At 67.5% G+C, this 26,004-nt stretch carries 26 protein-coding genes; 16 read left to right on the top strand and 10 right to left on the bottom strand.

The window, feature by feature from the left end; genetic code table 11:
- Positions 1-36: 36 nt before the first annotated feature.
- Positions 37-489 carry a large conductance mechanosensitive channel protein MscL gene (mscL, locus tag SOM26_RS13360; RefSeq protein WP_320453225.1) on the bottom strand — a complete coding sequence of 151 codons (453 nt, stop codon included), beginning with the start codon at positions 487-489 and terminating at the stop codon, positions 37-39.
- 108 nt (positions 490-597) lie between these two features.
- Here mscL and SOM26_RS13355 point away from each other — a divergent pair, with 108 nt between their 5' ends.
- Genes SOM26_RS13355 through SOM26_RS13340 form a run of 4 tightly spaced genes read left to right on the top strand, consistent with a single transcriptional unit; the run spans position 598 to position 3,286 of the window.
- The gene (locus tag SOM26_RS13355) at positions 598-1,191 is read left to right on the top strand and encodes a LemA family protein (RefSeq protein WP_320453224.1); all 594 of its coding nucleotides are present in this window, start codon (positions 598-600) and stop codon (positions 1,189-1,191) included.
- Positions 1,192-1,201: 10 nt separating this feature from the next.
- Entirely contained in the window at positions 1,202-2,089 is an 888-nt protein-coding gene (locus tag SOM26_RS13350; RefSeq protein ID WP_320453223.1) for a TPM domain-containing protein, read from the top strand.
- Position 2,090: 1 nt separating this feature from the next.
- A complete protein-coding gene (locus SOM26_RS13345; RefSeq protein ID WP_320453222.1) occupies positions 2,091-2,756 on the top strand; it encodes a TPM domain-containing protein in 666 nt (221 codons plus the stop codon).
- Entirely contained in the window at positions 2,753-3,286 is a 534-nt protein-coding gene (locus tag SOM26_RS13340) for an NUDIX hydrolase (RefSeq protein ID WP_320453221.1), read from the top strand. The genes SOM26_RS13345 and SOM26_RS13340 overlap by 4 nt, the downstream gene beginning before the upstream one ends.
- 346 nt (positions 3,287-3,632) lie before the next feature.
- Here the strand turns inward: SOM26_RS13340 and SOM26_RS13335 are convergent, their stop codons facing one another.
- The 3 genes from SOM26_RS13335 to SOM26_RS13325 form a co-directional block, all read right to left on the bottom strand.
- Positions 3,633-3,914 (bottom strand): ETC complex I subunit, encoded by a 282-nt coding sequence (locus SOM26_RS13335; protein ID WP_320453220.1) that lies wholly within the window; start codon positions 3,912-3,914, stop codon positions 3,633-3,635.
- An 11-nt stretch (positions 3,915-3,925) separates the two neighbouring features.
- Positions 3,926-6,376: an ATP-dependent helicase HrpB gene (gene hrpB, locus SOM26_RS13330; protein WP_320453219.1), complete on the bottom strand. Its 2,451-nt coding sequence runs from the start codon at positions 6,374-6,376 to the stop codon at positions 3,926-3,928.
- Positions 6,377-6,714: 338 nt separating this feature from the next.
- On the bottom strand, positions 6,715-7,725 hold the full coding sequence (locus tag SOM26_RS13325; RefSeq protein ID WP_320453218.1) for a polyprenyl synthetase family protein: 1,011 nt from the start codon (positions 7,723-7,725) through the stop codon (positions 6,715-6,717).
- A gap of 110 nt (positions 7,726-7,835) precedes the next feature.
- Between SOM26_RS13325 and SOM26_RS13320 the strand changes: the two genes are divergently transcribed.
- Together SOM26_RS13320 and SOM26_RS13315 are read left to right on the top strand one after the other, a co-directional pair.
- A complete protein-coding gene (locus SOM26_RS13320; RefSeq protein ID WP_320453217.1) occupies positions 7,836-8,114 on the top strand; it encodes a chorismate mutase in 279 nt (92 codons plus the stop codon).
- Complete coding sequence (locus SOM26_RS13315) at positions 8,114-8,785, top strand: nucleoside/nucleotide kinase family protein (protein ID WP_320453216.1); 672 nt, start codon at positions 8,114-8,116, stop codon at positions 8,783-8,785. The genes SOM26_RS13320 and SOM26_RS13315 overlap by 1 nt, the downstream gene beginning before the upstream one ends.
- 365 nt (positions 8,786-9,150) lie before the next feature.
- Here SOM26_RS13315 and SOM26_RS13310 read toward each other — a convergent pair whose 3' ends face one another.
- Complete coding sequence (locus SOM26_RS13310; RefSeq protein ID WP_320453215.1) at positions 9,151-9,741, bottom strand: NADPH-dependent FMN reductase; 591 nt, start codon at positions 9,739-9,741, stop codon at positions 9,151-9,153.
- Positions 9,742-9,853: 112 nt separating this feature from the next.
- Between SOM26_RS13310 and SOM26_RS13305 the strand changes: the two genes are divergently transcribed.
- Positions 9,854-10,714 carry a MipA/OmpV family protein gene (locus SOM26_RS13305; protein ID WP_320453214.1) on the top strand — a complete coding sequence of 287 codons (861 nt, stop codon included), beginning with the start codon at positions 9,854-9,856 and terminating at the stop codon, positions 10,712-10,714.
- Here SOM26_RS13305 and SOM26_RS13300 read toward each other — a convergent pair.
- Positions 10,690-11,631 carry a hypothetical protein gene (locus SOM26_RS13300; protein WP_320453213.1) on the bottom strand — a complete coding sequence of 314 codons (942 nt, stop codon included), beginning with the start codon at positions 11,629-11,631 and terminating at the stop codon, positions 10,690-10,692. The genes SOM26_RS13305 and SOM26_RS13300 overlap by 25 nt on opposite strands.
- A 157-nt stretch (positions 11,632-11,788) precedes the next feature.
- Between SOM26_RS13300 and SOM26_RS13295 the strand changes: the two genes are divergently transcribed.
- The 6 genes from SOM26_RS13295 to rplA all read left to right on the top strand — a co-directional run bounded on the left by SOM26_RS13295 (position 11,789) and on the right by rplA (position 16,560).
- Positions 11,789-13,834: a carbon starvation CstA family protein gene (locus SOM26_RS13295; protein WP_320453212.1), complete on the top strand. Its 2,046-nt coding sequence runs from the start codon at positions 11,789-11,791 to the stop codon at positions 13,832-13,834.
- Entirely contained in the window at positions 13,831-14,013 is a 183-nt protein-coding gene (locus SOM26_RS13290) for a YbdD/YjiX family protein (RefSeq protein ID WP_320453211.1), read from the top strand. Before SOM26_RS13295 ends, SOM26_RS13290 begins: the two co-directional genes overlap by 4 nt.
- A gap of 375 nt (positions 14,014-14,388) precedes the next feature.
- Positions 14,389-14,586, top strand: coding sequence for a preprotein translocase subunit SecE (gene secE / locus SOM26_RS13285; RefSeq protein ID WP_007407051.1), 198 nt, complete (start codon positions 14,389-14,391; stop codon positions 14,584-14,586).
- A 10-nt stretch (positions 14,587-14,596) separates the two neighbouring features.
- Positions 14,597-15,133 carry a transcription termination/antitermination protein NusG gene (nusG, locus tag SOM26_RS13280; RefSeq protein WP_058715475.1) on the top strand — a complete coding sequence of 179 codons (537 nt, stop codon included), beginning with the start codon at positions 14,597-14,599 and terminating at the stop codon, positions 15,131-15,133.
- Between the two features lie 298 nt (positions 15,134-15,431).
- The gene (gene rplK / locus SOM26_RS13275; RefSeq protein ID WP_007407063.1) at positions 15,432-15,863 is read left to right on the top strand and encodes a 50S ribosomal protein L11; all 432 of its coding nucleotides are present in this window, start codon (positions 15,432-15,434) and stop codon (positions 15,861-15,863) included.
- A gap of 4 nt (positions 15,864-15,867) precedes the next feature.
- Complete coding sequence (rplA, locus tag SOM26_RS13270) at positions 15,868-16,560, top strand: 50S ribosomal protein L1 (RefSeq protein WP_320453210.1); 693 nt, start codon at positions 15,868-15,870, stop codon at positions 16,558-16,560.
- A gap of 371 nt (positions 16,561-16,931) precedes the next feature.
- Here the strand turns inward: rplA and SOM26_RS13265 are convergent, their stop codons facing one another.
- Together SOM26_RS13265 and SOM26_RS13260 are read right to left on the bottom strand one after the other, a co-directional pair.
- Complete coding sequence (locus SOM26_RS13265) at positions 16,932-18,650, bottom strand: alpha-L-fucosidase (protein WP_320453209.1); 1,719 nt, start codon at positions 18,648-18,650, stop codon at positions 16,932-16,934.
- Between the two features lie 146 nt (positions 18,651-18,796).
- Positions 18,797-19,696 carry a sugar kinase gene (locus tag SOM26_RS13260; protein WP_320453208.1) on the bottom strand — a complete coding sequence of 300 codons (900 nt, stop codon included), beginning with the start codon at positions 19,694-19,696 and terminating at the stop codon, positions 18,797-18,799.
- A gap of 144 nt (positions 19,697-19,840) precedes the next feature.
- On the opposite strand from SOM26_RS13260, the gene uxuA reads away from it, so the two are divergent.
- Genes uxuA through SOM26_RS13245 form a run of 3 tightly spaced genes read left to right on the top strand, consistent with a single transcriptional unit; the run spans position 19,841 to position 23,825 of the window.
- The gene (gene uxuA / locus SOM26_RS13255) at positions 19,841-21,043 is read left to right on the top strand and encodes a mannonate dehydratase (RefSeq protein WP_320453207.1); all 1,203 of its coding nucleotides are present in this window, start codon (positions 19,841-19,843) and stop codon (positions 21,041-21,043) included.
- The gene (gene uxaC, locus SOM26_RS13250; RefSeq protein ID WP_320453206.1) at positions 21,040-22,452 is read left to right on the top strand and encodes a glucuronate isomerase; all 1,413 of its coding nucleotides are present in this window, start codon (positions 21,040-21,042) and stop codon (positions 22,450-22,452) included. The genes uxuA and uxaC overlap by 4 nt, the downstream gene beginning before the upstream one ends.
- The gene (locus SOM26_RS13245) at positions 22,449-23,825 is read left to right on the top strand and encodes a mannitol dehydrogenase family protein (protein WP_320453205.1); all 1,377 of its coding nucleotides are present in this window, start codon (positions 22,449-22,451) and stop codon (positions 23,823-23,825) included. Before uxaC ends, SOM26_RS13245 begins: the two co-directional genes overlap by 4 nt.
- Before the next feature lie 136 nt (positions 23,826-23,961).
- On the opposite strand, the gene SOM26_RS13240 is transcribed toward SOM26_RS13245, so the two are convergent.
- Positions 23,962-24,309 carry a hypothetical protein gene (locus SOM26_RS13240; protein WP_320453204.1) on the bottom strand — a complete coding sequence of 116 codons (348 nt, stop codon included), beginning with the start codon at positions 24,307-24,309 and terminating at the stop codon, positions 23,962-23,964.
- A 12-nt stretch (positions 24,310-24,321) separates the two neighbouring features.
- The gene (locus tag SOM26_RS13235) at positions 24,322-25,881 is read right to left on the bottom strand and encodes a L,D-transpeptidase family protein (protein WP_320453203.1); all 1,560 of its coding nucleotides are present in this window, start codon (positions 25,879-25,881) and stop codon (positions 24,322-24,324) included.
- Positions 25,882-26,004 lie beyond the last annotated feature (123 nt).

Here is a 26,004-nt window from a genome sequence, read left to right as displayed (position 1 = left end):
ATTCCTCCCCTGCGAGGGGAGGAATACAAGCTATCCTCACCCCCGACGCGCGCGCAGTTCGTCGCGAATCTCGCGCAGCAGCGCGACATCGGCGGGTTCGGCCTTCGGCTCGGCAGCGGCGGCGGCCTTTTCCTTCTCGAACAGCGTCGTCGCGCGGCTGACCGTGCGGACGAGCATGAAGATGATGAAGGCGACGATCACGAAATTGACCGCCTGGGTCACGAACGCGCCATATCCCAGCAGCGGCACCCCCGCCTTCTTCAGCGCGGCATAGTCGCTCAGCGACCCCGTATAACTGGCTGGCACCGGCCCCATGCGCAGGAAATAGCTGGAGAAATCCAGCCCGCCGAAAATCTTGCCGATCACCGGCATCAGCACGTCGTCGGTCAGCGAGGTCACGATCTTGCTGAACGCCGCCCCGATGATCACCGCCACCGCCAGGTCCAGTACGTTGCCCCGCGCGATGAAGCCGCGGAATTCCTTCAGCATCGCCAATTCCCTCAATTCGATGAACATAGAGGCTATCGTCGCTTTTGCCCTTCGCCAAGCGCCTCACGCGTCTTATATAGCCGACACAGTTGACGGAGGAATATTCGAATGCGTCGTCCCGTTCTTGCCCTGACCCCGGTCGTGATGGCCATCGCCCTGTCCGGCTGCGGCATGAACAGCGTGCCCACCGCGGAGGAAAATGCGAAGGCGAAATGGGCCGATGTCCAGGCCGCCTATCAGCGCCGCGCCAGCCTGATCCCCAATCTCGAAGCGACCGTGAAGGGTGCCGCCGCCTCGGAAAAGTCGATCCTGACCGAGGTGATCAACGCGCGCGCCAAGGCGACTTCGGTGCAGGTCAGCGCCGATGACATCTCCGACCCCGCCAAGATGCAGCAGTTCGCGGCGGCCCAGGGCCAGCTCAGCGGTTCGCTCGGCCGGTTGCTCGCCAATGTCGAGGCGTATCCGAACTTGAAGAGCCAGGACAATTTCCAGACCTTCATGAGCCAGCTCGAGGGCACCGAGAATCGCATCAACATCGCGATCGGCGACTATAACAAGGCGGTGCAGGACTATAACACCCGCATCCGCACCTTCCCCGACGCGATCGGCGCCAAGGTGTTCTACGGCGCCAAGCCGATCACCCCCTATCAGGCGACCACGCCGGGGGCCGAGAACGCGCCCAAGGTGAATTTCGGCAGCTGATCGCGCGCACATGACCCGGTTGCTCCGCCCGCTGGTCGGGCTCTGGCTGATCCTCTGCGCCGTCCCCGTGATGGCGCAGACCTTCCCCAAGTTCGACGGACTGGTCGTCGATGCGGCGAACAAGATCGACCCCGCGACCAAGGCGCAGCTCGAACAGAAGCTGGAGGCGCTGCAAAAGGATACCGGCCGCCAGTTGGTCGTCGCGACCATCCCGGACCTGCAAGGCTATCCGATCGAGGATTATGGCTATCGGCTGGGCCGGGCCTGGGGCGTCGGCCTGAAGGATGCGGACAATGGCGCGATCCTGTTCGTCGCGCCCAATGAGGGCAAGGGCCAGCGCGGCCCCCGGCTGGAGGTCGGTCGCGGGCTGGAGCCGATCCTGACCGACGCCTGGTCGTCGCAGATGATCCGCACCCTGATGATCCCACGCCTGCGCGAATCAAGCGACATATCGGGTGCGCTGAATGCGGGCGCGGACGCGGTGATCGCGCAGCTTCGCGCCTCGCCCGAGGAAACCAAGGCCAAGGTGGCGGAGGCGACCAGGCAGTTCGACCGGGAGCATCGGCGCGGTGGCAGCGACTCCAACGGCTTTCCGATCCTGATCGTCCTGGTCATCTTCGTCGGCGGCTTCATCGTGCTGTCGATCCTGCGTCGCCGGCAGGGCCAGCGTTTCCACGATGACGATGACGACGACCGTGGCGGCGGCGGGCGGCGTGGCGGTGGCGGCTGGCCGATCATTCTCTGGGGTCCCGGCTGGGGCAGCGGTGGATCGGGCGGCGGCTGGGGCTCGGGCGGCGGATCGTCGGGCGGCGGCAGCGACGGATCATGGGGCGGCGGCGGCTTTACCGGCGGGGGCGGCGGTGATTTCGGCGGCGGCGGCGCATCGGGGGATTGGTGAGATGTTGAGCGACACCGACAGCGATCTGGTCACTGCCGCCGTCGCGCGGGCCGAGGCGACGACCGATGCCGAGATCGTCACCATCGTGGCGCCCCGCTCGGACGAGTATCGTGACGTTGCGCTGTGGTTCGCCGCGCCCGCCATGCTGCTGGTGCCGTTGTTCGCAGCGCTGTTCCCCGATCTGGGACTGAAGCTGCTCGCGCTGGTCCATGACGCCTGGAGCGCGCCGGGCGAGGACCTGATCTTGGGCGCGGTGATGATCGCGCAGATCCTGGTCTTCGCGCTGGTCGTGGCGCTGCTGGGCCCGGTGAAGCGTCGCATCGCGCTGGTGCCGAGGAGCATCCGCCATGCCCGCGTCCGGGCGCGCGCGGTCCTGTTGTTCCGCGTGTCGGCCGAACGGCGGACCGACAGCCGCTACGGCGTACTGCTCTACCTTTCCGAGGACGAGCATATGGCCGAGATTGTCGCCGACTCCGGCCTGACCGGCAAGACAGGCCCCGAGACCTGGGGCCGGGCGATGGCGGTGATGCTGCCGCATGTCGCCAAGGGAAATATCGGCGAGGGGATGAGCGCGGCAGTCGAGCGCATCGGGCTTGTACTCGCCGAGCATTTCCCCAAGACGGCGGCCGACACCAACGAACTCCCGGACAGACCGATCTCGCTATGACCGACCCCCGTATGGACGCGCCCCTCGAAACCCTGGCCGAGGGACGGTTTCTTGCGCTGCGCAAGCGCGGCACCTGGGAATATGCCGACCGCCCGCGCGACATTCGCGCCGCCGTCATCCTTGCCATCGAGGATGGGCATATCCTGCTGGTCGAGCAGTTCCGTATCCCGCTGGGCGCGCCGTGCCTGGAGATGCCCGCCGGACTGATCGGCGACGAGACCGAGGGCGAGGCGGTGCTGGACGGTGCCGCGCGCGAGTTGGAGGAGGAAACCGGCTATCGCCCGTCGCGGATCGAGGCACTGGGCGAGTTCTGTTCCTCACCGGGCATGACGTCGGAGCGATTCACGCTGGTCCGCGCGAGCGGGCTGGTGAAGGTCGGCGACGGTGGTGGTGATTCGGACGAGCAGATCGTCGTTCACCGGGTCGAGCTGTCGGAGGTATCGGCCTTCATCGCCCAGCGTCGCGCGGCCGGTGTGGCGATCGACGCCAAGATGCTGTTGCTGCTGGGCGGCGGCATCCTGGGTCTTTGAGTTCGCGCGGAGAGAAGAAGGTTGGTTCGCGCAGAGGCGCAGAGGACGCGGAGGGGCTCGCTCGCGGCAGCGGAGTTCCTCTTTTGGCGCGCAATGACATGAGGTGAATGCGAGGAAAGCCCCTCCCCTTCTGGGAAGGGGTGGATCAAGCTGACGCCATCGCGCTCCGACGATCGATGATGACGGGGTGACGGTGCCGCTGGATCCGACACCTCCGCGTCCTCCGCGCCTCTGCGCGAAATTCATTCTGGATTCTTGGCGCACTCACGGCTTCGCACGAGCGAAGCAACCGAACCCCGGCCTTCGCCGGGGTGGTCAAGACATTGCGGTCAGCGCCAAGCTTTCCTCAGCGGAAATTGTCGGCGTAGCTTTGCAGCTTCAGCGTCTTCTGCGGCGTCGGCACGACATGATGGTCGAGCCCTTCGCGCTGGCAATAGGCGATCGCCTCTTCCAGCGTCGCGAAGGTCAGGCGGACCTGTTCCTGCGTGTCGCCGCTACCGGCCCAGCCGGTCAGGGGATCGGGCTGTTTTGCCTCGGTCGGTTCGAATTCGAGTTGCCAGCGATCGGTCCGGTACTTGCCGGATTGCATCGCGTTCTTGGGGCGCTGGAAGATGCGAGCAGTGGCCATAATCTCGTCCCTTATCGCGAACCGGCGGCTCTTGCATCCGCCTTTTTCGTGCGCAGCGTCGCCGAGGCGTCTGCGGGTGCGTCGGGCCAGGGATGGCGGGGATAGCGGCCGCGCATTTCCTTGGCGACCGCGGTCCAGCTGCCCGCCCAGAAACCGGGCAAATCGCGCGTCGTCTGGATCGGCCGTCCGGCGGGCGAGGTCAGGCTGAGCACCAGCGGCACCCGTTCGGTCCCGATCACCGGATGCGTCGCCAGCCCGAACAAGGCTTGGACGCGCAGTTCGACACGCGGGCCACCTTCGGCCGCATAATCAATCGCATGGGTGCTGCCCGCCGGGCTGGTGAAGTGCGACGGCGCCATTGAATCGATCCGCCGCTGGTCGTTCCAGTCGACCAGATTGCGAATCGCCTCGGTCAGCGCGCCCGGCGCGATGGCGTCCAGCCGCCGCTTGCCCGCCACCAGTGCGGGCAGCCAGTCGTCCAGCCGTTCGATCAGCGTCGCATCGTCCAGCGCCACCCCGGCATAGGCCGCCCGCGCACGGTAGGCCCCTGCCCCGTCGCTCCACGGGAGTAGCGAGACGCCGTGCGCACGCACCCCCTCGACCAGCGCCTCTGCGATCGCTTCCAGAGACGCACCCGAATCGGGGCCGCTCGACAGGCGAAGCCCGCCCAACCGCCGTTCGCGAAGCGCCTCCACGCCGCCCGTCGCGGGGTTGAAGGCAACGGTGCGCCGCGTCTCGATCCGTTCGGCGAACAGCGCCTCGACGGTGGCGAGGTCGAGCGGCGCGGCGGACAGGATGCGCGCGCCCGACGCCGCGCCCTGGGTCTCCCCTACCGCCAGCCATTCCGATCCGGCCAGCGCCGACGCGGGATCGAGCCGGAACCCCCTGCCCCCGACACTCGCCCAATTCTCGCCCGTGCCGTCACGCCGCCGTGCCACCCGGTCGGGATAGGCCAGCGCCAGGCACACGCCCGCCGGATGATCCCACGCCTCCTGCTCGACCGGCTTGGGGGCGAGGCCGGTCCAGCGTTTCGCCATCTGCCGTGCCGCTTCCGCCTTGGGGCCACGCTCGGTCCGCCAGCGGCGCAGGCGTTGCTCGACATCGACATCCTGGCCGCCGATGCCGCGCTCGCCGAGCAGCACCGCGACCTCGGCGGCGGTCGAGGCCAGCCCCCGCTCGCCGCTGCGGATCAGCATATGCGCCAGGCGCGGCGGCATCGGCAGCCGGGCGATGGCCTTGCCATGCGCGGTCGGGCGGCCGCTATCGTCCAGCGCCTCCAGCACGGTGAGGCGCGTGCGCGCTTCGTTGACGGCGGCCTCGGGCGGCGGATCGAGCCAGGGGAGCGCGCGCGGATCACTCACGCCCCACAGCGCGGTGCCGAGCAACAGCGCCGACAGGTCCGCCTCCAATATCTCGGGCGGATCGAAGCGCGGCAGGCCCGCCGTCGCGGCTTCCTCCCACAGGCGATAGGCGACACCGGGCGATTGGCGCGCGGCGCGGCCCGCCCGCTGGATGACGGCGGCCTGGCTGGCGCGCTCGGTGACGAGCCGGGTCATGCCCGCCGCACGGTCGTAGCGCGGACGACGGGCGAGCCCCGAATCGACCACGATCCGCACCCCGTCGAGCGTCAGGCTGGTCTCCGCGATCGACGTGGCGAGGACGATTCGCCGCCGCCCATCGGGATCACGCCGGATCGCCGCGCGCTGCGCCGCCGGGTCCAGCGAACCATGGAGTTCGTGGATCGCGATCGTTTCGGGCAGGTTCGCCAGCCGCTCGGCGGTGCGCGCGATCTCGGCGGTGCCAGGCAGGAAGGCGAGGATGTCTCCCTCCGGTTCCTCCGTCAGCGCGCGGCGGATGGCGGCGGCAACCGAATCCTCGATTCGTGCTTCTGTGGCGCGGCCGAGATGGCGCAGGGTCAGCGGATGGCTGCGCCCCTCGCTCTCGATGACGGGGGCGTCGCCCATCAGGCTGGAAAAGCGACTTCCGTCGAGCGTCGCCGACATGGCGACCAGCCGCAGGTCGGGGCGCAACCCTGCCTGTGCATCCAGCGCCAATGCCAGGCCGAAATCGCCGTCCAGGCTGCGTTCGTGCACTTCGTCGAACAGCACCGCCGAGATGCCCGCCAATTCGGGATCGGCCTGGATGCGGGCGACGAAGATACCTTCGGTGACGACGGTCACGCGAGTGGCGGCACCGACCTTCGTGTCCATGCGGGTGGCATAGCCGAAGGTGCGGCCGACCGGCTCGTCGGCCAATGCGGCCATGCGCTCGGCGGCGGCGCGCGCGGCCAGGCGACGGGGGGAGAGGAGCAAGACCTCGCCGGTGCACCAGGGCTGGTCGAGCAGGGCTGGCGCGACCGCGGTGGTCTTGCCCGCGCCGGGGGGCGCGACGAGCACGGCATTGGGTGCGTTCGCAAGCGCGGTCAGCAGGTCGGGCAGGACGGCGGTGACGGGCAGGGTCATGGGGCTGCGATAGGGGGTTTGTGGGGCGGGGTGAAGGACCTGCGCCCGGTCCGGCCCAACCGCCGTTCAGGCTGAGCGAAGTCGAAGCCCATGCCTGGACGTTCGCCCAGCGGACAGGGCGTCCCTTGGCCTTCGACTACGCTCAGGCTGAACGGGGGCAGTGGATTGCGGCCAAATTCCCCCGCACGACCCCGGCGGAGGCCGGGGCCCAGGTTCGACCAAGCCTGTGGCGCGCTGCACGAAGCGGGGGGGGGGCTGACCGTCCAAGGCCATCGCCCATCCCCCGCTACTGGGCCCCGGCCTCCGCCGGGGTCAAAGAAAGAAGAAGGGCCTTGTTCTTAATATGCCCGCGCGACCGCGAACTCGACCGCTTCGATCATCGCCGTCTTCGCCGGGCCATCCGCGAATCCGCGCAGCGCCTCGATCGCCAGCCCGCCATAATGGCGTGCGCGCGCCATGGTGTCGTCCACCGCGCGGCTCTTGCGGACCAGCGCGATGGCGTGGGCGAAATCCTCGTCCGAGGTGCGCCGTCCTTCGACCGCGTCCTTCCAGAACTGGCGTTCCTCGTCATTGCCACGGGCATAGGCCAGGATCACCGGCAGGGTCATCTTGCCCTCGCGGAAATCGTCGCCCGCATCCTTGCCCATGGTGCCCGCGTCCGACACATAGTCGATCGCGTCGTCGATCAGCTGGAACGCGATGCCCAGGTTCCGGCCATAAGCCTCCAGCGCCAGTTCCTCCGCCTCGGGCCGCTCGGCCACCACGGCGGCGATACGGCAGGCAGCGGCGAACAGCGCGGCGGTCTTGGCGTCGATGATCGACAGGTAACGCTCTTCGGGCAGGCCCACCTGCCGCACCGCGGTCAGCTGGTTCACCTCGCCCTCGGCGATCACCGCCGATGCGCCCGACAGGATGCCCAACACCTTCAGGCTGCCGGCATCGACCATCAGCTGGAACGAGCGGCTGAACAGGAAATCGCCGACCAGCACGCTGGCGGGATTGCCCCAGATGATGTTGGCGGTACGCCGCCCGCGCCGCAGGTCCGAGCCGTCGACGACATCGTCGTGCAGCAGCGTGGCGGTATGGATGAACTCGACCGCCGCCGCCAGAACATGATGGCTGGTTCCCTGATAGCCCAGCAGCTGCGCGCTCGCGAGCGTCAGCATCGGGCGCATCCGCTTGCCGCCGCCGGCGATCAGGTGCCCCGCGAGTTGCGGGATCAACGGGATCTCCGACCGCATCCGGTCGATGATGACCTGGTTCACGGCGTTCATGTCGTCGGCCACCAGCCGGATCATCGGGTCCAGCGAGGGCGCGGGCTTGGCGAGGCGGGTGGCGGTTACGGTCATGGGCAGGTAAGAGCCTCTGGCGACAACGCTTGCCGAACGCAAGCCTAAGCGCGAAAGGGCGCACGCGAAATCGCCGCGCGACGGGCGCGCCAGAGGGAGACGTACCGATCATGTCCGACACCGTGCTGACCGGCTATCGCCAGTCGATCGACAATATCGACGCCGCACTGGTCTTCATGCTGGCCGAGCGGTTCAAGGTTACCCAGGCGGTCGGACGCTACAAGGCCGAGAACGCGCTGCCCCCGGCCGATCCCGGTCGCGAGGAGGCGCAGATCGCCCGGCTTCGCCAACTGGCGAGCGATGCGCAGCTCGACCCAGAATTTTCCGAGAAATTCCTGCGCTTCATCATCGACGAAGTGATCCGCCACCACGAACGCCTGCGCGTCTGATGGCGTTTCTACTTGCGATCGAGGGCGCGGACGGCGCCGGGAAAGCGACCGCGACGGCGGCGGTGACCGAGCGGCTGAATGCCGCCGGACTGTCGGCGGCGGCCCTGTCCTTCCCGCGCTATGCCGAGACGATCGGCGGCTGGGCGCTGGGCGAGTATCTGGCGGGCCGCCTGCCCCATACGGCGGCGCCCGAGACGGCGGCGACCCTCTATGCGCTCGACCGATTCGAATCGCGCCCGCATCTGATCGAACTGGCGCAAGCCCATGAGGTCATCGTGTTCGACCGCTATATCGCATCGAACATGGCCTATCAGGCGGCACAGGTGGAGCCCGATCAGGCGCCCGCGCTGCTGCAATGGATCGAGCAGCTGGAGACGATCCAGTTCCGCCTGCCCGCGCCACATCTGTCGGTCTATCTCGACACCCCGCTGGACGTGGCGCGCGACCTGATCGCCCGCAAGCGCAAGCGGAGCTACACCGACGACACCTATGATGCGTACGAGGCCGATCTGGGGCTTCAGGCGCGGGTGCGGGCCAATTATGCCGCGATGGCCGACGGCGCGATGCTGGGCGAGTGGGCGACGGTGTCGACCGTGGCGCATGGTGAATTGCGCGATCCGGCCGAGATCGCGGATGAAATCACCGCGCTGGCGATAGAGCGCCTGCGCTAATCTGCCCATTGTTCCTCGGCAAAGGCCGGGGCCCAGTTTCTGTGCACTATCGATGGGCGCAAGGCATTTGCCCCCCCACTCAACGTTTCGACACACCACCGGCTTGGAAGGAACTGGGCCCCGGGCTTCGCCGGGGAACGGATTCATTCAATTCGCGAACTTTGCCCCTCGATCGGACGGTGGATAAAATCATTGATCTCACGCGAAGCCGCGATGCCGCGAAGAGAAAAGATTGCGTTCGCGCAGAGGCGCAGAGGACGCAGAGCTGTCGTATCTGCCGCCCTCGCAGCCCGTCCCCTCAAAGCGATCTAGGAAAAGGGAACGGCGCGCCGCCGCGCGCGATCCCTCCCTGCGTCCTCCGCTCCTCAGTGCGAGGCGCGGATCGTCCCCGCCAGCGGCGCGAAGCGGGCGACCTGCTGGCCGACCAGCCGTAATTGCCCCTCGACCACCGGGTCGCTGATTCGCCCTTCCGCATCGAAGCGCGTCTGCTGCGTGTTCACCGCCGCCGCGAAGGGCGTCGGCCAGCCGCGCAGGGCGTGGACGATCGAACGCAGCGCGGCGATGGTCGAGCCCGTCGCCTGCCAGCCATAGGCGGTCGCGATCAGCCCCACCGGCAGGTCGGCCAAATAGGGCCGCTCGTCCTTCGCCGTCTCTTCCAGCAGGTCGAGCGCGTTCTTCACCAGCCCCGAGATGCTGCCATGATAGCCGGGGCTCGCGATGATGATCGCCGAGGCCTGGCGCACCGTATCGACGAAGACCCGCTCCGCCTCGGTCCGGGTTTCGGCGCGCGGATTGTAGAGCGGCAGCTGCGCCAGATCCTCGCCGCCGAAGACATGGGTGCGAAACCCCTCGTCCGCCGCCGCCGTCATCGCGGTACGCAGCGCACGCTCGGTCGAAGAAACGCTGCCGATCGTGCCGCCGATACCGACGACGAGCGGGGAGGAGGAATGGGCCATGCCCCGCCTTTCACCCCGGACGGCATGGCGGAGCAAGCGCTAAGTTTGCCGCAGGGCCGCCGGTTGCGACCATCCGGCTGTCGCCCTATCCAGCATGACAGGGAGATGAACGATGCGCGTCTTGGGCCTGGGGATCGTCACGCTGCTCGCCTGTCCGGCCGAGGCACAGGAAGTGCGCCAGAGCAGCCCGCCGCCCGGCCCTCCCCACGGCATGACCACCGGCGTGCCACCCGCCGCGACCGGATGGAGCATCACCATCGGCGCCGCGCCGGTGCTCGGCCCCGCATGGCAAGGGTCGCGACAGATGGCGCTGTCGCTGTTTCCCGACCTGCGCGTGAATTATGGCGATACGCTCTTCGCCTCGGTGCCGGACGGGATCGGGTGGAACGCGGTCAACCGCGATGGCTGGCGCGCAGGGCCGCTCGCGAAGATCCGCTTCGGTCGCGACGAGCGCAATGGCGGCTCACCATTCCTGATCGCGGGCGGCAGCGATGCACTGGCGGGCATGGGCAATATCCGAGCGGCGGGCGAGGTCGGCGGTTTCGTCGAGAAATCCTTCGGCCCGCGCCGGGCTTGGCGGACACGGGCGGAGGTGCGCCAGGGCTTTGGCGGGCATGACGGCGTGGTCGCGGACCTGTCGGCCGCCTATCGCACCCGCATCGGCCGCGCGATCGTCAGCGCCGGGCCGCGCATGACGCTGGCCAGCGGGAATGTCATGCGGACCTATTTCGGCATCTCGCCCGTCCAGTCGGCGCGCACCGGGCTGGCACGATATCATGCAGACGGCGGCGTGCTGTCCTATGGCCTGGGCGGCAATATTGCCCGCCCACTGAACCGGCGCAGCGCGATCACCCTGTTCACCAGCCTGGAGCGGCTGGGCGGCCCCGCCGCCGACTCGCCGCTGATCCGCGAACGGGGCCAGCGGATGCAGGCGACATTGGGCCTGGGTTACGGATTCCGCTTCGGGCTCTGAGCCGGAACGGCGGGCGGCGAGGCGGTGACGGGGCCGAGCCAGAAGATGCCGTCATAGTCCGGATCGGGCTGCTGCCCCGGCAAACTGCCCAGCGCGATGAACGGCGCGCGGTCCAGATCGGCGTCCTTGCCCAGCGGATGCGCCGCGCATTCGACGTCCGCGTCGGTGATCGGCACATTGGGCTTTGGCACCACCCCCGGCTTCAGCTCGCAGGTCCATGACGTGCCGCCGGACGACTTCATGTTCAACGCGATCACGGGAACCGATCGCGCCAAGCGCATCGCCATCGGCTCGAACGCTATGCGGGTATAGGTCACCGGCCGCTTGCGGGCATGGGTATTGCCCGTCAGCACCAGTATATGGTCGTAAGGCTGGCGCGCCGCCGCCACACGAATATTCTCGGCCTGCGCCGCATCGTGCGGCCCCTGGCCGGGCAGTTGCGCGAATCGTCGCGCTTGCGCCTCGTCCTTGCTGCCGTTGAAGGCGGCGATGTCGATCTTGCGCCCCATCTGGGCCCAGCGGTGCAGCCCGACGAGCATCGCCAGCATCGCTTCACTCCCGACGCCGTCGTTGCGCTCCGCCCAGCCTGTTTTGGCCAGCGCAGCCACGAAGGAACCCTCCGGCATCGCCCAGGCCTTTTGAAAATCGTCGTCGTTGATCACGTCATGTTCGACCGCGACCAGAACCCGCTCGCCCCTGGCAGCCAGCGCGCAGGCCAGATTGCCGACAAAGGCCGGTGCTTCGCGCGTGCCATGCATCTCGCCAAACACCACGACCTTCGCATCGACCTGATCCCAGCCCGGCGGCACTTGGCATGGGGTGGCGACCAGCGAGGGTGATGCCTGCGCGGCATGTCCCGGACTCCACGCCGTCAACGCGATCCCCAGCCCCAGCATCACGACGGTCTTGCGCATCATCCCCTCCCCCGGTCGATCCGGAACAACTGTGCCACGACGGCGCCGCGGTACAAGCTAGAATCCACCTTGGCGGACCTCCATGTTTTTCAGGGCTGGCACACCCCGCTCACCGGGTTAGAAGGGGCGGCAAGAGCATAAACGGAGGACCGAACGGGGCATGACCAAACACCTTCCCTGGATTGCCTTGGCGATCGTCGGAGCGGGCGCGCTTGGCGTCGTCGCCACGGTGCGGGGCGAGCCGATCAACGCGCTGTGGATCATCGCGGCCGCCGTCTCGGTCTATCTGATCGCCTATCGTTATTATGCGCTGTTCATCGCCAAGGTGATCGGCATCGACCCCAGCCGCCCGACCCCGGCCATCCGCCGCGCCGACGGGCTGGATTATGTCGCGACCGACCGCACCGTGCTGTTCGGCCATCACTTCGCCGCGATCGCGGGCGCGGGGCCTTTGGTCGGCCCGGTGCTGGCGGCGCAGATGGGCTATCTGCCCGGAACCTTGTGGATTCTGGCGGGCGTCGTGCTGGCCGGGGCGGTGCAGGATTTCCTGATCCTGTTCCTGTCGATGCGCCGCGACGGACGCTCGCTGGGTGAGTTGATCCGCATGGAGATGGGCCCCGTGGCGGGCACCATCGCGCTGTTCGGCGCCTTCATGATCATGGTCATCATCCTGGCCGTCCTCGCGCTGATCGTCGTGCGGGCGCTGGCGGAAAGCCCGTGGGGCCTGTTCACCGTGGCGGCGACGGTGCCGCTGGCGATGCTGATGGGCGGCTATACCCGCTGGGTCCGGCCGGGGAAGATCGGCGAGGTGTCGATCATCGGCTTCATCGGCCTGATCCTGGCCATCGTCTATGGCCAGTCGATCGCGCAATCGGCGGTGCTCGCGCCGCTGTTCACCTTCACGCCGGTGCAGCTCTGCTTCCTGCTGATCGGCTATGGCGCGGTCGCCTCGGTCCTGCCGGTATGGCTGTTGCTCGCGCCGCGCGACTATCTGTCGACCTTCCTGAAGATCGGCGCGATCGTGGCGCTGGCCATCGGCATAATCATCATGGCGCCGCCGCTGCGGATGCCAGCGCTCACCAAGTTCATCGACGGCAGCGGGCCGGTCTGGGCCGGGCCGCTCTTTCCCTTCCTGTTCATCACCATCGCCTGCGGTGCGGTGTCGGGCTTCCACGCCCTCATCGCCAGCGGCACCACGCCCAAGCTGATCGCCAGCGAGAAGGACGCGCCCTTCATCGGATACGGCGCGATGCTGATGGAAAGCGCGGTCGCGATCATGGCGCTGGTCGCCGCCTCGATCCTCGATCCGGGCGTCTATTTCGCGATGAACGCACCTGCCGCCGTGCTGGGCACCGACCCGGCCAGCGCCGCCGCCGCCGTCACCGCCATGGGCTTCCCCATCTCCGCCGACACGCTGGCGCAGGTCGCGCGTGACGTGGGCGAGCACACGATCATCAGCCGTGCAGGCGGCGCGCCGACGCTGGCGGTGGCGATGGCGGAGATCTTCAGCCACCTGTTCGGCGGACAGGCGATGAAGGCCTTCTGGTATCACTTCGCCATCCTGTTCGAGGCGTTGTTCATCCTGACCGCCGTCGATGCAGGCACCCGCGCGGGCCGCTTCATGCTCCAGGACCTGATCGGCCTGGTCGCCCCCAGTTTCCGGGGATCGAGCAAGGTCGCGCCGGGCCTGATTGCGACGGGTTTGTGCGTCGCGGCGTGGGGCTTCTTCCTCTATCAGGGCGTCACCGATCCGCTGGGCGGCGTGAACACGCTGTGGCCGCTGTTCGGCATCTCCAACCAGATGCTGGCCGCCGTCGCATTGATGCTGGCGACGGTGGTGCTGTTCCGCATGAAGAAGGACCGCTTCGCCTGGATCACCGTGATCCCGACCGTGTGGCTGCTCGCTTGCACGCTGACCGCCGGGTGGTTGAAGATCTTTTCCGCCGATCCGCGCGTCGGCTTCCTGGCGCACGCCGACAAGTTCGCCGGCGCGGCCGCCGAGGGCAAGGTCCTGCCCCCGGCCAAGACGATGGCGGAGATGGGGCGGATCGTGTTCAACGACCGGATCGATGCCGGGCTGTGCGTAATCTTCCTAGGCGTCGTGCTGGCGATCCTGGTCTATGCGGTGCGTACCTGCCTGATCGCGCGTCGTATCGACCGGCCAAGCGTCACCGAGGTCCCGCCCGAACTGGTCGCGGCCGAATGAGCTGGCTCGCCCGCCTGCGCCAGATCGGCAACGCGATGGTCGGGATGCCCAGCTATGACGCCTATGTGGCGCACATGGCGATCAGGCATCCCGACCGCGAACCGATGGACGAGGTGACCTTCTTCCGCGAGCGGCAACAGGCGCGGTACGGGGGGAAGAATGGCGGGCGCTGCTGCTGAAAGTTCCCGCGAAGGCGCGACGGCGCGAAGAAGAAAGAAGTTTGGTTCACGCGAAGGCGCGGAGGTGTTGAGCCCGGCCGACAGGCCAACCATTCCCGCTGCCTGTCGGATCGTTTCCCGATCGCGAAGGCAGACCAAGCTCCTCTGCGCCCTCCGCGCCTCTGCGCGAACCCGAGAACCTCCGCGTCTTCGCGTCTCCGCGCGAACCAAAACCGTCGCGCCGCCCCCGCCCTTGCCTTTTACCCGAGCGACAGCTACATCGCGTGCCCATCCGAACAGCGCGGACGGACCTTTCGTCGCAGGCCCCCTGGGGCAGGCGACGGCGGACCCATGCCTCGCTGACAGTAATTTCCACGCAGGGCGGGAACGGCACGAGTGGCGAAGACGACCCCCATCGAATTCTTCAACCAGGTCAAGACCGAGACCAAGAAGGTCGTCTGGCCGACGCGGCGCGAGACGGTGATGACCGGCGTGATGGTGGTCGTGATGACCACGATCCTGGCCATCTTCTTCCTGGCGGTCGACTCGTTCTTCGAGACGCTGGTCCGCACCCTGCTGTCGCTCGCGAAGTAAAAGGGTTCTCATGGCGCGCTGGTACATCATCCACGCTTATTCCGGTTTCGAGGGCAAGGTCCGCGACTCGATCATGGCCGAGGCGACCCGTCTGGGCCTCGACCATCTGGTCGACCAGATCGAGGTCCCGACCGAAACCGTGACCGAGGCCCGCCGCGGCAAGAAGATCGCGGTCGAGCGCAAGTTCATGCCCGGCTACGTCCTGGCCAAGCTCGACATGACCGACCAGGTCTATCACCTCGTCAAGAACACGCCGAAGGTGACCGGCTTCCTGGGCGCGATGGGCAAGCCCCAGGCGATCAGCGAAACCGAAGCGACGCGGATGCTGAATTCCAAGGAAGAAGCCGCCGCCGCCCCGAAGCACAAGGTCAAGGTCGACTACGAGATCGGCGACGCGGTCAAGGTGCTGGAAGGCCCCTTCGCCAGCTTCAACGGCGTGGTCGAGGAACTGGATTTCGACAAGTCCAAGGTCAAGGTGTCGGTGTCGATCTTCGGTCGCGCGACCCCGGTGGAACTGGATTTCGAGCAGGTCGAACGCTCGAAGTAAGTTCGGACCATCCGACGAAACAGGGGCCGGGGCGGCGACGCCACCGGCCCTTTTCGTGTCCGGCATTCTAATCCACCTGCGCCCCGCCCTCCCCGCGCGCGGATCCCGTGCACGTCGACTTCGCCCGGCGCGAACGGAGGGCAGGTTACAAGGCATGACTCCCGACCTTGCCTTCTCCCCTATTTTCCGCTATCGGCCCGCGCTTCCCTGGCATTATGCGACGGAAACCTTGCGGGAGGGTGCGCTGGCCTACGCCACGCGTGCCCGTCACGACCGCTAGACTCGAAAAGAGAGTGACATGGCAAAGAAGATTACCGGCTATATCAAGCTGCAGGTCCCTGCAGGCGCCGCCAACCCCTCGCCGCCGATCGGCCCGGCGCTGGGTCAGCGCGGTGTGAACATCATGGAATTCTGCAAGGCGTTCAACGCGCAGACCGGTGAAGTCGAAAAGGGCACGCCCCTGCCGACCGTCATCACCGTCTATGCCGACCGTTCGTTCTCGTTCGAGACGAAGACCGCCCCTGCGACCTACCTCATCAAGAAGGCGGCCAACCTGAAGTCGGGCTCGAAGGAGCCGGGCAAGGTGTCGGCGGGCAAGATCGCGCGCTCGAAGCTCGCGGAAATCGCCCAGGTCAAGATGAAGGACCTGAACGCCAACGATATCGAGGCTGCGACCAAGATCATCGAAGGCTCCGCCCGCGCGATGGGCCTCGAAGTGGTGGAGGGCTAAGATCATGGCGAAGCTGAGCAAGAAGCAGAAGGCCGTCCAGATCGACGCCGAGAAGCTGCACGGCATCGACGAAGCGATCTCGCTGGCGCGTACCCACGCGACCTCGAAGTTCGACGAGACGATCGAAGTCGCCGTCAACCTGGGCGTTGACCCGCGTCACGCCGACCAGATGGTCCGTGGCGTCGTCACCCTGCCCAAGGGCACCGGCAAGACCGTTCGCGTCGGCGTGTTCGCCAAGGGCGCGAAGGCCGACGAGGCACGCGCCGCTGGCGCCGACGTCGTGGGCGCCGAGGACCTGATGGAAACCATCCAGGGCGGCACCATTGATTTCGATCGCTGCATCGCGACCCCGGACATGATGGGCGTCGTCGGTCGCCTCGGCAAGGTGCTGGGCCCCAAGGGCCTGATGCCGAACCCGAAGCTGGGCACCGTGACCATGAACGTCGCCGAAGCCGTCAAGGCGGCCAAGGGCGGTCAGGTCGAGTACCGCGTCGAAAAGGCCGGCATCATCCATTCGGGCATCGGCAAGGCGTCGTTCCCGGCGGAAGACCTGCGCGCGAACTTCGACGCGCTGGTCGATGCGCTGATCAAGGCCAAGCCGTCGGGCGCGAAGGGCAAGTATGTCCGCAAGGTCGCCGTCTCGTCGACGATGGGCCGCGGCATCAAGGTGAACGTCTCGGAAATCCCGGGCGCGTAATCTTTGCCGCCAGCTCAGGCTGACAGATCAGGGGGTCGGAACCGAGGTTCCGGCCCCCTTTTCGTTGTGCGGTGTCGGATGGGGTGTTGGGGGTATCACCCTCCCCCGCTCCGTTCAGTCTGAACGAAGTCGAAGGCCACGCCCCACGCCCCGCCGCAAGCGAATCCCATGCATTTCGACTTCATTTAGAACACGATGACGTCAGCTTGACCCACCCTCCTCCCTTCAGGGGAGGGGCCGGGGGTGGGGCGCTTCCACAAACGACAAACCTTGGGGTGATGCCCCACCCCAACCTCTCCCCTGAAGGAGAGGGGCTTTCTTCGGATCAACCTCATGTCATCGCCTTCTAGCGGGGGAGCGACGGAAGACGGTCACACCGGGTCTGCCAAGCTCCCTGCGACGAGCCCCGCCCCCGACAGGACCAGCGGCACGCCGATCGCATTGCGCGCGCGGGCGGGAAGCGTGACCTCCAGCGCCGTGTCGGTCCGCCGAAAGACCAGCGGCGTCGTGTCGCCGAACAGGGTGACCCGCGCCACCTCTCCGCGCCCGATCGTGTTGCCGTTCGCCAGCAGGGTCAGCCACACCACCCCGTCCTCGGGCCACCCGAGGACCAGGGCGTGGAGCGCCTCGCCCTTGCGGACATAGCGAATGTCCCTGGCGGTATATTTCGACTCTTGCGTCTCGCTGAACATGCCGCCGCTGGCTGCACCGGGCCCCTCGCCATGCACGCGCCACGGTCGGGATCCGTAGATCGCCTCGCCATAACGGCCCATCCAGGCGGCGATCCCCTCGACGATCCGCTCCGCCTTTTCATCGATGGTGCCGTCACCGCGCATCGGCACGTTCAGCAGCAGGTTGCCGTTCTTCGACACCACGTCGCACAGCGTATGCACGACGGTCGCCGCGCTCTTATAGCCGTCGCGCTCGTACAGCGCGCGATCATAGTGCCAGTTGCCCAGGCAGGTATCGGTCTGCCACGCATAGCTTTCGATATAGGTCTTGCCGCCGCGTTCGACATCGTCGACCAGCGCCATGCGGCGTTGCGGCGGGGTGGTCTTGACGGTCAACACACCTTCCAACCGACCACCATGCCAGCGGCGATTGGCATTGTAGTAATAGGCCGCGATATCCAGCCCCGCCTGTTCGAACGGCAGGTCGAAATTGTCGAAATAGACGAGATCGGGCTGATAATTGTCGATCAACTCGCGACAGCGCCGCGCCCAGCCGGCCACCAGATCGGGGCGGCCCGGCGGTACGCCTTCGCTCCACAGCCGATCGGTGCGCTCGTGAAAGGCATCCGCCTCGGTCCGGTTCGTGATGCCACCGGGCATCGGCATGATCGGGCCGTTATACAGTTGCTGGGGGTCGAGCCCGTCCCACCAGGTGCCGCGCCCGTCCGCCTTGGTCCGCCAGGCCGCATCATAGCGCCTGCCCTGCATCGCGCCCTCCGGATCATAGCCATAAGCGGGCTGATACCAGTGCCAGCTATGCGCCCCATGGTTCGACACGCCGAAGCGCAGGCCGCGCGCCTTGGCGAGCCTTGCCCAAGTGCCGACGATGTCGCGTTTCGGCCCGACCCGGGTAGTGTTCCAGGGATGCGACGAAGCGAAGGTATCCAGATTGTCGTGGTGATTGGCCAGCGCGACGAAGTATTTCGCACCCGCCCGGGTGTAGAGATCGAGCTGTCGCTCGGGGTCCCAGTGCTCGGCCTTCCACTGGCCGATGATGTCGAGGAAGCCGACCTTGCTGGGATGCCCGTATTTGCGGACATGCGCGTTATAGGCGCGCGATCCTTGCAGATACATGTCGCGGGCGTACCAGTCGCCTTCCTCCGGCACGCATTGCGGACCCCAATGCGCCCACATACCGAACTTGGCGTCACGATACCAATCCGGTGCGCGATAGCCCGCCGCGAGCGAGGGCCAGTCCGGCGTGAAGGGTCGCTCCTGCGCGCTGCCCCCGGCCTGCCCCGTCGCCATCGCTGCCGTGCCGAACGCGGACGAGGCACTTGCCACCCCGACCGCTCCCAGCAGATCCCGTCGATTGACCTTCATCGCCATCCTCCCGCGCCATGTTTTCATGGCCTTCATGTCCGACATAATCTGTCATCCAGAAGGAGATGGGGCAAGAATTCTCATGAATGAGATTTCAAAATCGCAGGCGATAGAGGGGCAAGGCTAGAAAAGAATGTAAACGCGATCGACCGCCGATATTGGTCAGTCCAAAAACAGCCTATTCAGTGTGGCAGGGCATCGTCCCTGGCCGGAATCGCGCCCGCGCGCATCACCGTCCACGCCGCCAGGCGATGCCCGGCCAGTGCGGCCTCGCTTGGCGAAGCGCCGTCCAGACGCGCGCCCAGATAACCCGCGTTGAACGCATCGCCCGCACCGCTCGTATCGCGGGGTTTCAGCCGTTCGGGCGGGGGCACCATGCCGATGCCCGACAACAGGCACCCATCGGCCCCCAGCTTGACCACGACCTCCCCCGCGCCGCCGTCCTGCCAGCGGGCCTGAACCTGTTCGGCCGAGGTCGCGCCGGTCAGCATCGTCTCGTCCTCCAGCGTCGGCAGGCCGATGTCGCACACCGCGATCGCACGGGCGCACAGATCGCGGGCGACCTGCTGATCGGCGAACAGGCGCGGGCGATAATTGCCGTCGAACGCCACGCGGCCACCCCGCGCCCGCACCCGCCCGGCCAGCGCGAACAGATGCTCGCGGCCCTCGGCATCGAGGATCGCCAGGGTGATCAGCGAAAAGAGCAGCAGGTCCGCCTGTTCGGCCTGTGCCATCACCCGGTCGGCGCCGGGCAGCGACAGGGTCCGCCGCGCCGCGCTTTCGCCACGCCAATAGGCAAAGCTGCGCTCGCCCGTCGCATCGGTGGTGATGGCATATAGCCCCGGCATCCGCGTCGGATCACGCAGGATCAGGTCGGTGGCGACACCCTCCGCCGACCAGTCGGCCAGCAGCGTATCGCTGAACGGATCGTCGCCCAGCGCGGTGACGTAGCGCACGTCGCGCCCCATGCGCGCCAGATGGATCGCGGTGTTCAGCGTGTCGCCGCCATGCCCCAGCCACCACAGGCCGCCATCCGCCTGCGTCAATTCGATCATCCCTTCCCCGACGACGACGATCTGCATGGGCCTTCTCTCCTGATGCTGCCATGGTCCATACGCCACGCGACAGTGGCAAGGCCAAAGTTTGTAACTGGTCAATCCGAAACCGCAATGCTACCGCTACCTGCCTGAAAATACGAGACGGGACGAGGGTTAGCGGACGTGTTGATGATCCAATCCATGCGGTGGTTCGGACCCGCCGACCCCATTCCCCTGTCCCATATCCGCCAGGCGGGCGCGACCGAGGTCGTCACCGCGCTCCACGAAATCCCCAACGGCATGGTCTGGCCGCGCGCGGCGATCGCCGAGCGGCGCGCGATGATCGAGGCGGCCGGACTCGGCTGGTCGACGGTCGAGAGCCTGCCGGTCCATGACGCGATCAAGCGCGGACAACTGACCGACGAGCTGGTCCAGGCCTATGGCGACAGCCTGCGCAACCTGGCCGCGGAAGGCGTGCAGACCGTCACCTATAATTTCATGCCGCTGCTGGACTGGACGCGCACCGACCTGGACTGGCGGCTGCCCGACGGTGTGACGGCGCTGCGTTTCGAATGGGCGGCGGTGGCGGCCTATGACATCCATATCCTGAAGCGCCCCGGCGCAGAGGCCGATTATTCGGAAAGCGTCCGCGCCGCCGCCGCGACACGCTTCGCGGCGATGACGCCCGAGGAGCGCCACCGTTTGGAGCGCACGATCATCGCCGGGCTGCCGGGCAGCGAGGAGAGCTTCGACTCGCCCGCCTTCCAGCGCGCGATCGACACCTATGCCGGGATCGATGCCGAGCGGCTGCGCGCCAATCATATCGCCTTCCTGCGCGCGGTCTGCCCGATCGCGGAGGAAGTCGGCATCAGGCTGGTCGTCCATCCCGACGATCCGCCCTTCCCCATTTTCGGCCTGCCGCGCGTGGTCAGCACGGCGGACGACTTGGAGCATCTCTACGCCGCCGTGCCGTCGATGGCGAACGGGCTGTGCTTCTGCACCGGCTCGTTCGGCGCGCGGCCGGACAACGATCTGCCCGCGATGGTCCGCCGCTTTGCCGATCGGATCGATTTCCTCCACCTTCGCTCGGTCGGCTGGGAAGAGGGCGAGCGGAATTTCCATGAGGCCGAGCATCTGGGCGGCCATGCCCGCATGACGGACGTGATGCAGGCGGTGGTCGAGATTTCGCATGCGCAGAACCGCGCGATCGTGATGCGTCCCGACCATGGCCACCGGATGATGGACGACCTTCATCGCACCTCCAACCCCGGCTATTCGCTGCTGGGGCGGATGCGCGGCCTGGCCGAGTTGCGCGGGCTGGAGCGGGGAATCATGCATATGCGGAGCCTGAACGCGAACGCGGCTCCGGCCGAACTGGAGCTGACCGCATGACCCGCAAGCTGGAACTGCACCCTGACCGGCTGTTGCCCGCCGATCCGACGACGCGGAGCATCGCGCGGACGCTCTATGCCGAGGTCGCCGACCTGCCGATCATCAGCCCGCATGGCCACACCGATCCGCGCTGGTTCGCCACCGACGAGCCCTGGGCCGACGCCAGCGACCTGCTGCTCGCGCCCGACCATTATGTCTTTCGTATGCTCTACAGCCAGGGCATCGCACTGGACGATCTGGGCATCCCGCATCGTGGCGGCCGCCCGGCGACCGATCCGCGCGCGGCGTGGAAGCTGTTCGCCGCCAACTATCACCTGTTCCGCGGCACGCCGTCGCGCATGTGGCTCGACCATGTGTTCGCCGCGGTGTTCGGTTTCGACGAAGCGTTGGAGGAAGCGACCGCCGACCGCTATTTCGACGCCATCGGCGAGGCGCTGGCCACCCCCGCCTTCCGCCCCCGCGCGCTGTTCGAGCGGTTCCGGATCGAATGCCTGGCCACGACCGAGGGCGCCGACGATCCGCTGGTCCATCACCAGGCGATCCGGGACTCCGGTTGGGCTGGCCGCGTCATCACCACCTATCGCCCCGACAGCGTGATCGATGTCGAGCATGAGCAGTTCGCGGGCGCGATGGAGCGCTTCGCCGAGCTGACCGGCGAGGACGTGCATGACTGGTCCGGCTATCTCGCCGCCCATGCCAAGCGCCGCGCCGCCTTCCGCGCGCTGGGCGCGACCGCCACCGATCATGGCCACCCGACGGCGGCGACCGCGAACCTGTCGACGGCCGAATGCGAGGCGCTGTTCGCGAAGATCGTCGGCGGCGGCTGGACACCCGCCGATGCGGAACTCTTCCGTGCGCAGATGCTGACCGAGATGGCGAAGATGAGCGTCGCCGACGGCATGACGATGCAGATTCATCCCGGATCGTATCGCAACCACAATGCAGGGCTTTTCGCCAGCCATGGCCGCGACAAGGGTGCGGACATGCCGATGCGCACCGATTACGTCCATGCATTGAAGCCCATGCTCGACGTGGTCGGCAACGAGCGCGACCTGACCATCATCCTCTTCACGCTGGACGAAAGCGTCTATGCGCGCGAGCTGGCCCCGCTGGCCGGACATTATCCCTGCCTGAAGCTGGGCCCCGCCTGGTGGTTCCATGACAGCCCGGAGGGGATGCGCCGGTTCCGCGAGATGACGACCGAGACGGCGGGCTTCTACAACACCGTCGGGTTCAACGACGACACCCGCGCCTTCCTGTCGATCCCGGCGCGGCACGATGTCGCGCGGCGGGTCGATTGCGGTTTCCTGGCCCGTCTGGTCGCCGAGCATCGGCTGGAGGAAGACGAGGCCGTCGAACTGGCCCATGCGCTGACCAACGGGCTGGTCCGCTCGGCGTACAAGCTGTGACCCGCCTTGGCGAGGCAACCGCCGCCGCCCTGCCCGACACCGTATCGCGGCCCGGTTACGACCGCGCGGCGCAGCGTATCGGGATCGTCCATCTGGGGCTGGGCGCGTTCCACCGCGCGCATCAGGCAGTCTATACCGACGATGCCATGGCGGCGGGCGATCGCGACTGGGGAATCGCGGCGGCATCGCTGCGCTCGGGCGGGGTGCACGACCAGATGGCACCGCAGGACGGGCTCTACACCGTCACCGAACGGTCGAGCGAGGGTGAGGCCGTCCGGCTGATCGGTGCGATCCGCGACGTGATCGTCGCCGCCAGGACGCCCGAACGGCTGGCCCGACGCCTCGCCGCGCCGGAGACGCGGATCGTCACGCTGACCGTCACCGAAAAGGGCTATTGGCGGCGGCCCGATGGCGCGACCGACATGGCCGGGATCGTCGCGGACGGGAACAGCATCTACCATTATCTGGGTGCGGCGGTCGTCGCGCGGCACGCCGCTGGCCTGGACCCGCTGACGCTGGTGAGCTGCGACAATTTGCCCGACAATGGCCGGGTGCTGCGCGGCGGCGTCGCGGCGTTCCTCGACCATCAGGGCGAAGCGGCCGCGCGCGACTGGTTCGAGCGGGACTGGCGCTGTCCCAACACCATGGTCGACCGGATCGTCCCTGCCGTCACCGACGCCGATCGCGCCCGTGTCGAAGCGGTCCTGGGGATGCGCGACGAGGCCGCCGTCATCACCGAGCCCTATCGCCAATGGGTGATCGAGGACGATTTCGCCGGTGACCGCCCCCGCTGGGAAATCGGCGGTGCGCAGTTCGTCGCCGATGTCGCGCCCTATGAAACCGCCAAACTGCGTATGCTCAACGGCGCGCATTCCGCACTCGCCTACCTAGGGCTAGAGCGGGGGCATGAGTTCGTCCACCAGGCGGTCGCCGACCCTATGATCCGCCCTGTGGTCGAACGGCTGATGCGGGCCGAGGCGGCCACCAGCTTTACCGCCGCACCGGGCCAGGCGCTGGAGCCCTATGCCGATGCACTGCTCGCCCGCTTCGCCAATGTCACGCTGGAGCATCGCCTGTCGCAGATCGCCAGCGATGGATCGCAAAAGGTCGGCCCGCGCTGGCTGTCCTCGCTGGCGGCGCATGGCGGCGACGCGCCCGCGACCCTGACCGCGCTGGCGGCCTGGTTGCGGTTTATCCGGACGGGGAATGACGCCTCGCCTGATCCGCGCCGGGCGGAACTGGCCGGGCTGTGGGCGGAGGGTGATGCGGCGTCGGTGGTCGACGCGCTGTTCGGGGCCGGGGGTTCGATGGTGGGCCAGTGGCAGCCGACCGAGGCTCAGCGCGCGGCGCTGGTTCGCAAGATCGAACAGTAAATCCTCCCCTGCAAGGGGAGGTGGCAGGTCGAAGGCCTGACGGAGGGGGGCTTCCACACAGGTCGTCCCCAGCGGAACGCCCCCTCCACCATGCTGCGCATGGTCCCCCTCCCCGTGCCGGGGAGGAGCTTGCGTCTTACTGCCCGTCCTTGGGCTCGACACCCTCGGCAGGCGCATCGCCGCTCGGCGTACGCTGCACGCGCGCGGTCATACCGGTGGCCGAGGCATCGTCCAGCATCTGCTGGTCGACCGTCCGCTCGGGCGGCGGCGGCGGCACCGTGTCGGCCGCCATGTTGACCGGTGCGACGGCATCGGCATCGTTGGTCATGACCGGCGTTTCCTCCGGCACGGCCATATTCTCCTCCGCGACCGGCGTGTCGTTCTCGACCGGCACGGGCGGGTCTTCCGACGAGCGCGAGCAGCCCGCCAGCAGCAGCCCGGCCGCAAGCAGCGCCATGGCGCTCTTGGTGGCGATCTTCATCATGTCCTTACCCCTTTAGTCGCGTGTGGATTGCGCCCGCTCGGCCGAGCGGGCCTCGATCTTGGTGGCCAGCTGCGCGTCCCAGCCATAGGGATCCTCGCGGAAGCCCACTTGGCCATCGGCATTCGCAAAGGCGGTCCAATAGAGCAGATAGACCGCCACCGGCTCCGCCATGGTCGCGCGCACCGTCTTGCCCGAGGCGATGGTCGCGTCGATCTGCGGCTGCTGCCACTCCGGCGTCGACTTCAGCATCAGCGAGGCCAGCTCGGCGGGCTTTTCCAGCCGGACGCAGCCATGGCTGGCCAGCCGGTCGAACTTGGAGAAACCGGACTGGGCGGGCGTGTCGTGCAGATAGACCGCGAAGTCGTTGGGGAAGTCGAACTTGTACCGCCCCAGCGCGCTCTTCTCCGACGATTGCTGCAACCGCTTCGAGCCGTCGCCATTGTCGATCACCCGGAAACCGGCGCGCTTCAGATAGCCGGGATTGGCCTTTTCCTTGGGCCACAATTCCTTGTTGGCGATCGAGCTGGGCACGTTCCAGGGCGGATTCAGCACGATGCTGCGGATCGTGGACACCAGCATCGGCGTCTCGTTGCCGGGTCGTCCCGTCACCGCCTTCATCGACATCACCGGATTGTCGCCGTCGAACACGGTCAGCACGGCGGCGGCGATGTTCACCTGGACCCGCTTGGCCTCCAGCTGCTGCGGCAGCCAGCGCCAGCGTTCCATGTTCGCCATGATCTGGCGGATGCGCTGCGCGACCGGCACGTTCAGCATGGCGACGGTCTGGCCACCCACCGTGCCGACCGGGTTCAGGCCATAGCGGCGCTGCGCCCGGCGAACGGCGGCGAGCAGATCCTCGTCGAACCGATCGCCCGTCGTGCTGACGGCGGGGTCCTCCATCGCGAGGCGCTTGCGCAACGCCAGCACCTGCGGGCCGCTGGCGCCGAAGTTGATCGTGGTCGACGGCAGCGACGACCAGCCGCCCGCCGCCGCCATCGCGCGGTAACGCGCCAGCCCCTTCACCAGCGCGTCATACCCCGCATAGGGCGGCGGCAGCGAGGCGACCCAGGCGGCCAGCCGGTCGCCCCGCACCGCATCGGCAAAGCCGGGCGCCGCGTCGAAGGGCTGCGGCCGGATGCCCCAGTCCTTCGTGAAATCGCCCGGATCGAGCCGCCCGACATGCACCGCATGCGCATAGTCCAGCGCGACGCGGGTCAGCGCGGTGGCGGACAGGGTCGACAGGTCGCGCGGCGGCCCCTGGCGAAGGCCCTGCGTGACCTCTCCTTCCGCGATCAGCGTGGCGAGCTGGCGCATCTGCGCCGCGCTGAGCGTCGGCATCGCGACCGTTGCCGGATTGGCGATCGACGGCGCGACCGGCGTGGTGGTGATGGCGGGCGTGGTCTGGGCCTGCGGGCGGGCCAGCGGCGTCGACGGTGCGGCGGGAGCGGGCATCATCACCGGCGGCGGCGCGACCTGCGCCATCAGCGGGGTGGCGACCAGCGATCCGGCCGTCAGCGTGCCGAGCAGACGGGCGGCAAAGGGGCGATTCACAGAAAAAGGCAATGCAGTCATGACGGTATGATAGCCCCTATTCGTCCAAATGTCGTCGCAGGTGGGCGCGCTTATCGTACCCAATCCTACGCCAAGCTGAACCGAACGACGATCCGCCGGGAAATAAGCTCCCCCGGACCGATC

Source organism: Sphingomonas sp. CFBP8993 (genome assembly GCF_034044895.1).
Lineage (GTDB): Bacteria > Pseudomonadota > Alphaproteobacteria > Sphingomonadales > Sphingomonadaceae > Sphingomonas.
Note: the sequence above shows the minus strand (reverse complement) of the source record. Positions and strands in the feature narration are given on the sequence as shown.

Coding starts and splice junctions, on each gene's coding strand:
- mscL (WP_320453225.1), bottom strand. CDS start 489: ATGCTGAAGGAATTCCGCGGCTTCATCGCGCGGGGCAACGTACTGGAC.
- SOM26_RS13355 (WP_320453224.1), top strand. CDS start 598: ATGCGTCGTCCCGTTCTTGCCCTGACCCCGGTCGTGATGGCCATCGCC.
- SOM26_RS13350 (WP_320453223.1), top strand. CDS start 1,202: ATGACCCGGTTGCTCCGCCCGCTGGTCGGGCTCTGGCTGATCCTCTGC.
- SOM26_RS13345 (WP_320453222.1), top strand. CDS start 2,091: ATGTTGAGCGACACCGACAGCGATCTGGTCACTGCCGCCGTCGCGCGG.
- SOM26_RS13340 (WP_320453221.1), top strand. CDS start 2,753: ATGACCGACCCCCGTATGGACGCGCCCCTCGAAACCCTGGCCGAGGGA.
- SOM26_RS13335 (WP_320453220.1), bottom strand. CDS start 3,914: ATGGCCACTGCTCGCATCTTCCAGCGCCCCAAGAACGCGATGCAATCC.
- hrpB (WP_320453219.1), bottom strand. CDS start 6,376: ATGACCCTGCCCGTCACCGCCGTCCTGCCCGACCTGCTGACCGCGCTT.
- SOM26_RS13325 (WP_320453218.1), bottom strand. CDS start 7,725: ATGACCGTAACCGCCACCCGCCTCGCCAAGCCCGCGCCCTCGCTGGAC.
- SOM26_RS13320 (WP_320453217.1), top strand. CDS start 7,836: ATGTCCGACACCGTGCTGACCGGCTATCGCCAGTCGATCGACAATATC.
- SOM26_RS13315 (WP_320453216.1), top strand. CDS start 8,114: ATGGCGTTTCTACTTGCGATCGAGGGCGCGGACGGCGCCGGGAAAGCG.
- SOM26_RS13310 (WP_320453215.1), bottom strand. CDS start 9,741: ATGGCCCATTCCTCCTCCCCGCTCGTCGTCGGTATCGGCGGCACGATC.
- SOM26_RS13305 (WP_320453214.1), top strand. CDS start 9,854: ATGCGCGTCTTGGGCCTGGGGATCGTCACGCTGCTCGCCTGTCCGGCC.
- SOM26_RS13300 (WP_320453213.1), bottom strand. CDS start 11,631: ATGATGCGCAAGACCGTCGTGATGCTGGGGCTGGGGATCGCGTTGACG.
- SOM26_RS13295 (WP_320453212.1), top strand. CDS start 11,789: ATGACCAAACACCTTCCCTGGATTGCCTTGGCGATCGTCGGAGCGGGC.
- SOM26_RS13290 (WP_320453211.1), top strand. CDS start 13,831: ATGAGCTGGCTCGCCCGCCTGCGCCAGATCGGCAACGCGATGGTCGGG.
- nusG (WP_058715475.1), top strand. CDS start 14,597: ATGGCGCGCTGGTACATCATCCACGCTTATTCCGGTTTCGAGGGCAAG.
- rplK (WP_007407063.1), top strand. CDS start 15,432: ATGGCAAAGAAGATTACCGGCTATATCAAGCTGCAGGTCCCTGCAGGC.
- rplA (WP_320453210.1), top strand. CDS start 15,868: ATGGCGAAGCTGAGCAAGAAGCAGAAGGCCGTCCAGATCGACGCCGAG.
- SOM26_RS13265 (WP_320453209.1), bottom strand. CDS start 18,650: ATGAAGGCCATGAAAACATGGCGCGGGAGGATGGCGATGAAGGTCAAT.
- SOM26_RS13260 (WP_320453208.1), bottom strand. CDS start 19,696: ATGCAGATCGTCGTCGTCGGGGAAGGGATGATCGAATTGACGCAGGCG.
- uxuA (WP_320453207.1), top strand. CDS start 19,841: ATGATCCAATCCATGCGGTGGTTCGGACCCGCCGACCCCATTCCCCTG.
- uxaC (WP_320453206.1), top strand. CDS start 21,040: ATGACCCGCAAGCTGGAACTGCACCCTGACCGGCTGTTGCCCGCCGAT.
- SOM26_RS13240 (WP_320453204.1), bottom strand. CDS start 24,309: ATGATGAAGATCGCCACCAAGAGCGCCATGGCGCTGCTTGCGGCCGGG.
- SOM26_RS13235 (WP_320453203.1), bottom strand. CDS start 25,881: ATGACTGCATTGCCTTTTTCTGTGAATCGCCCCTTTGCCGCCCGTCTG.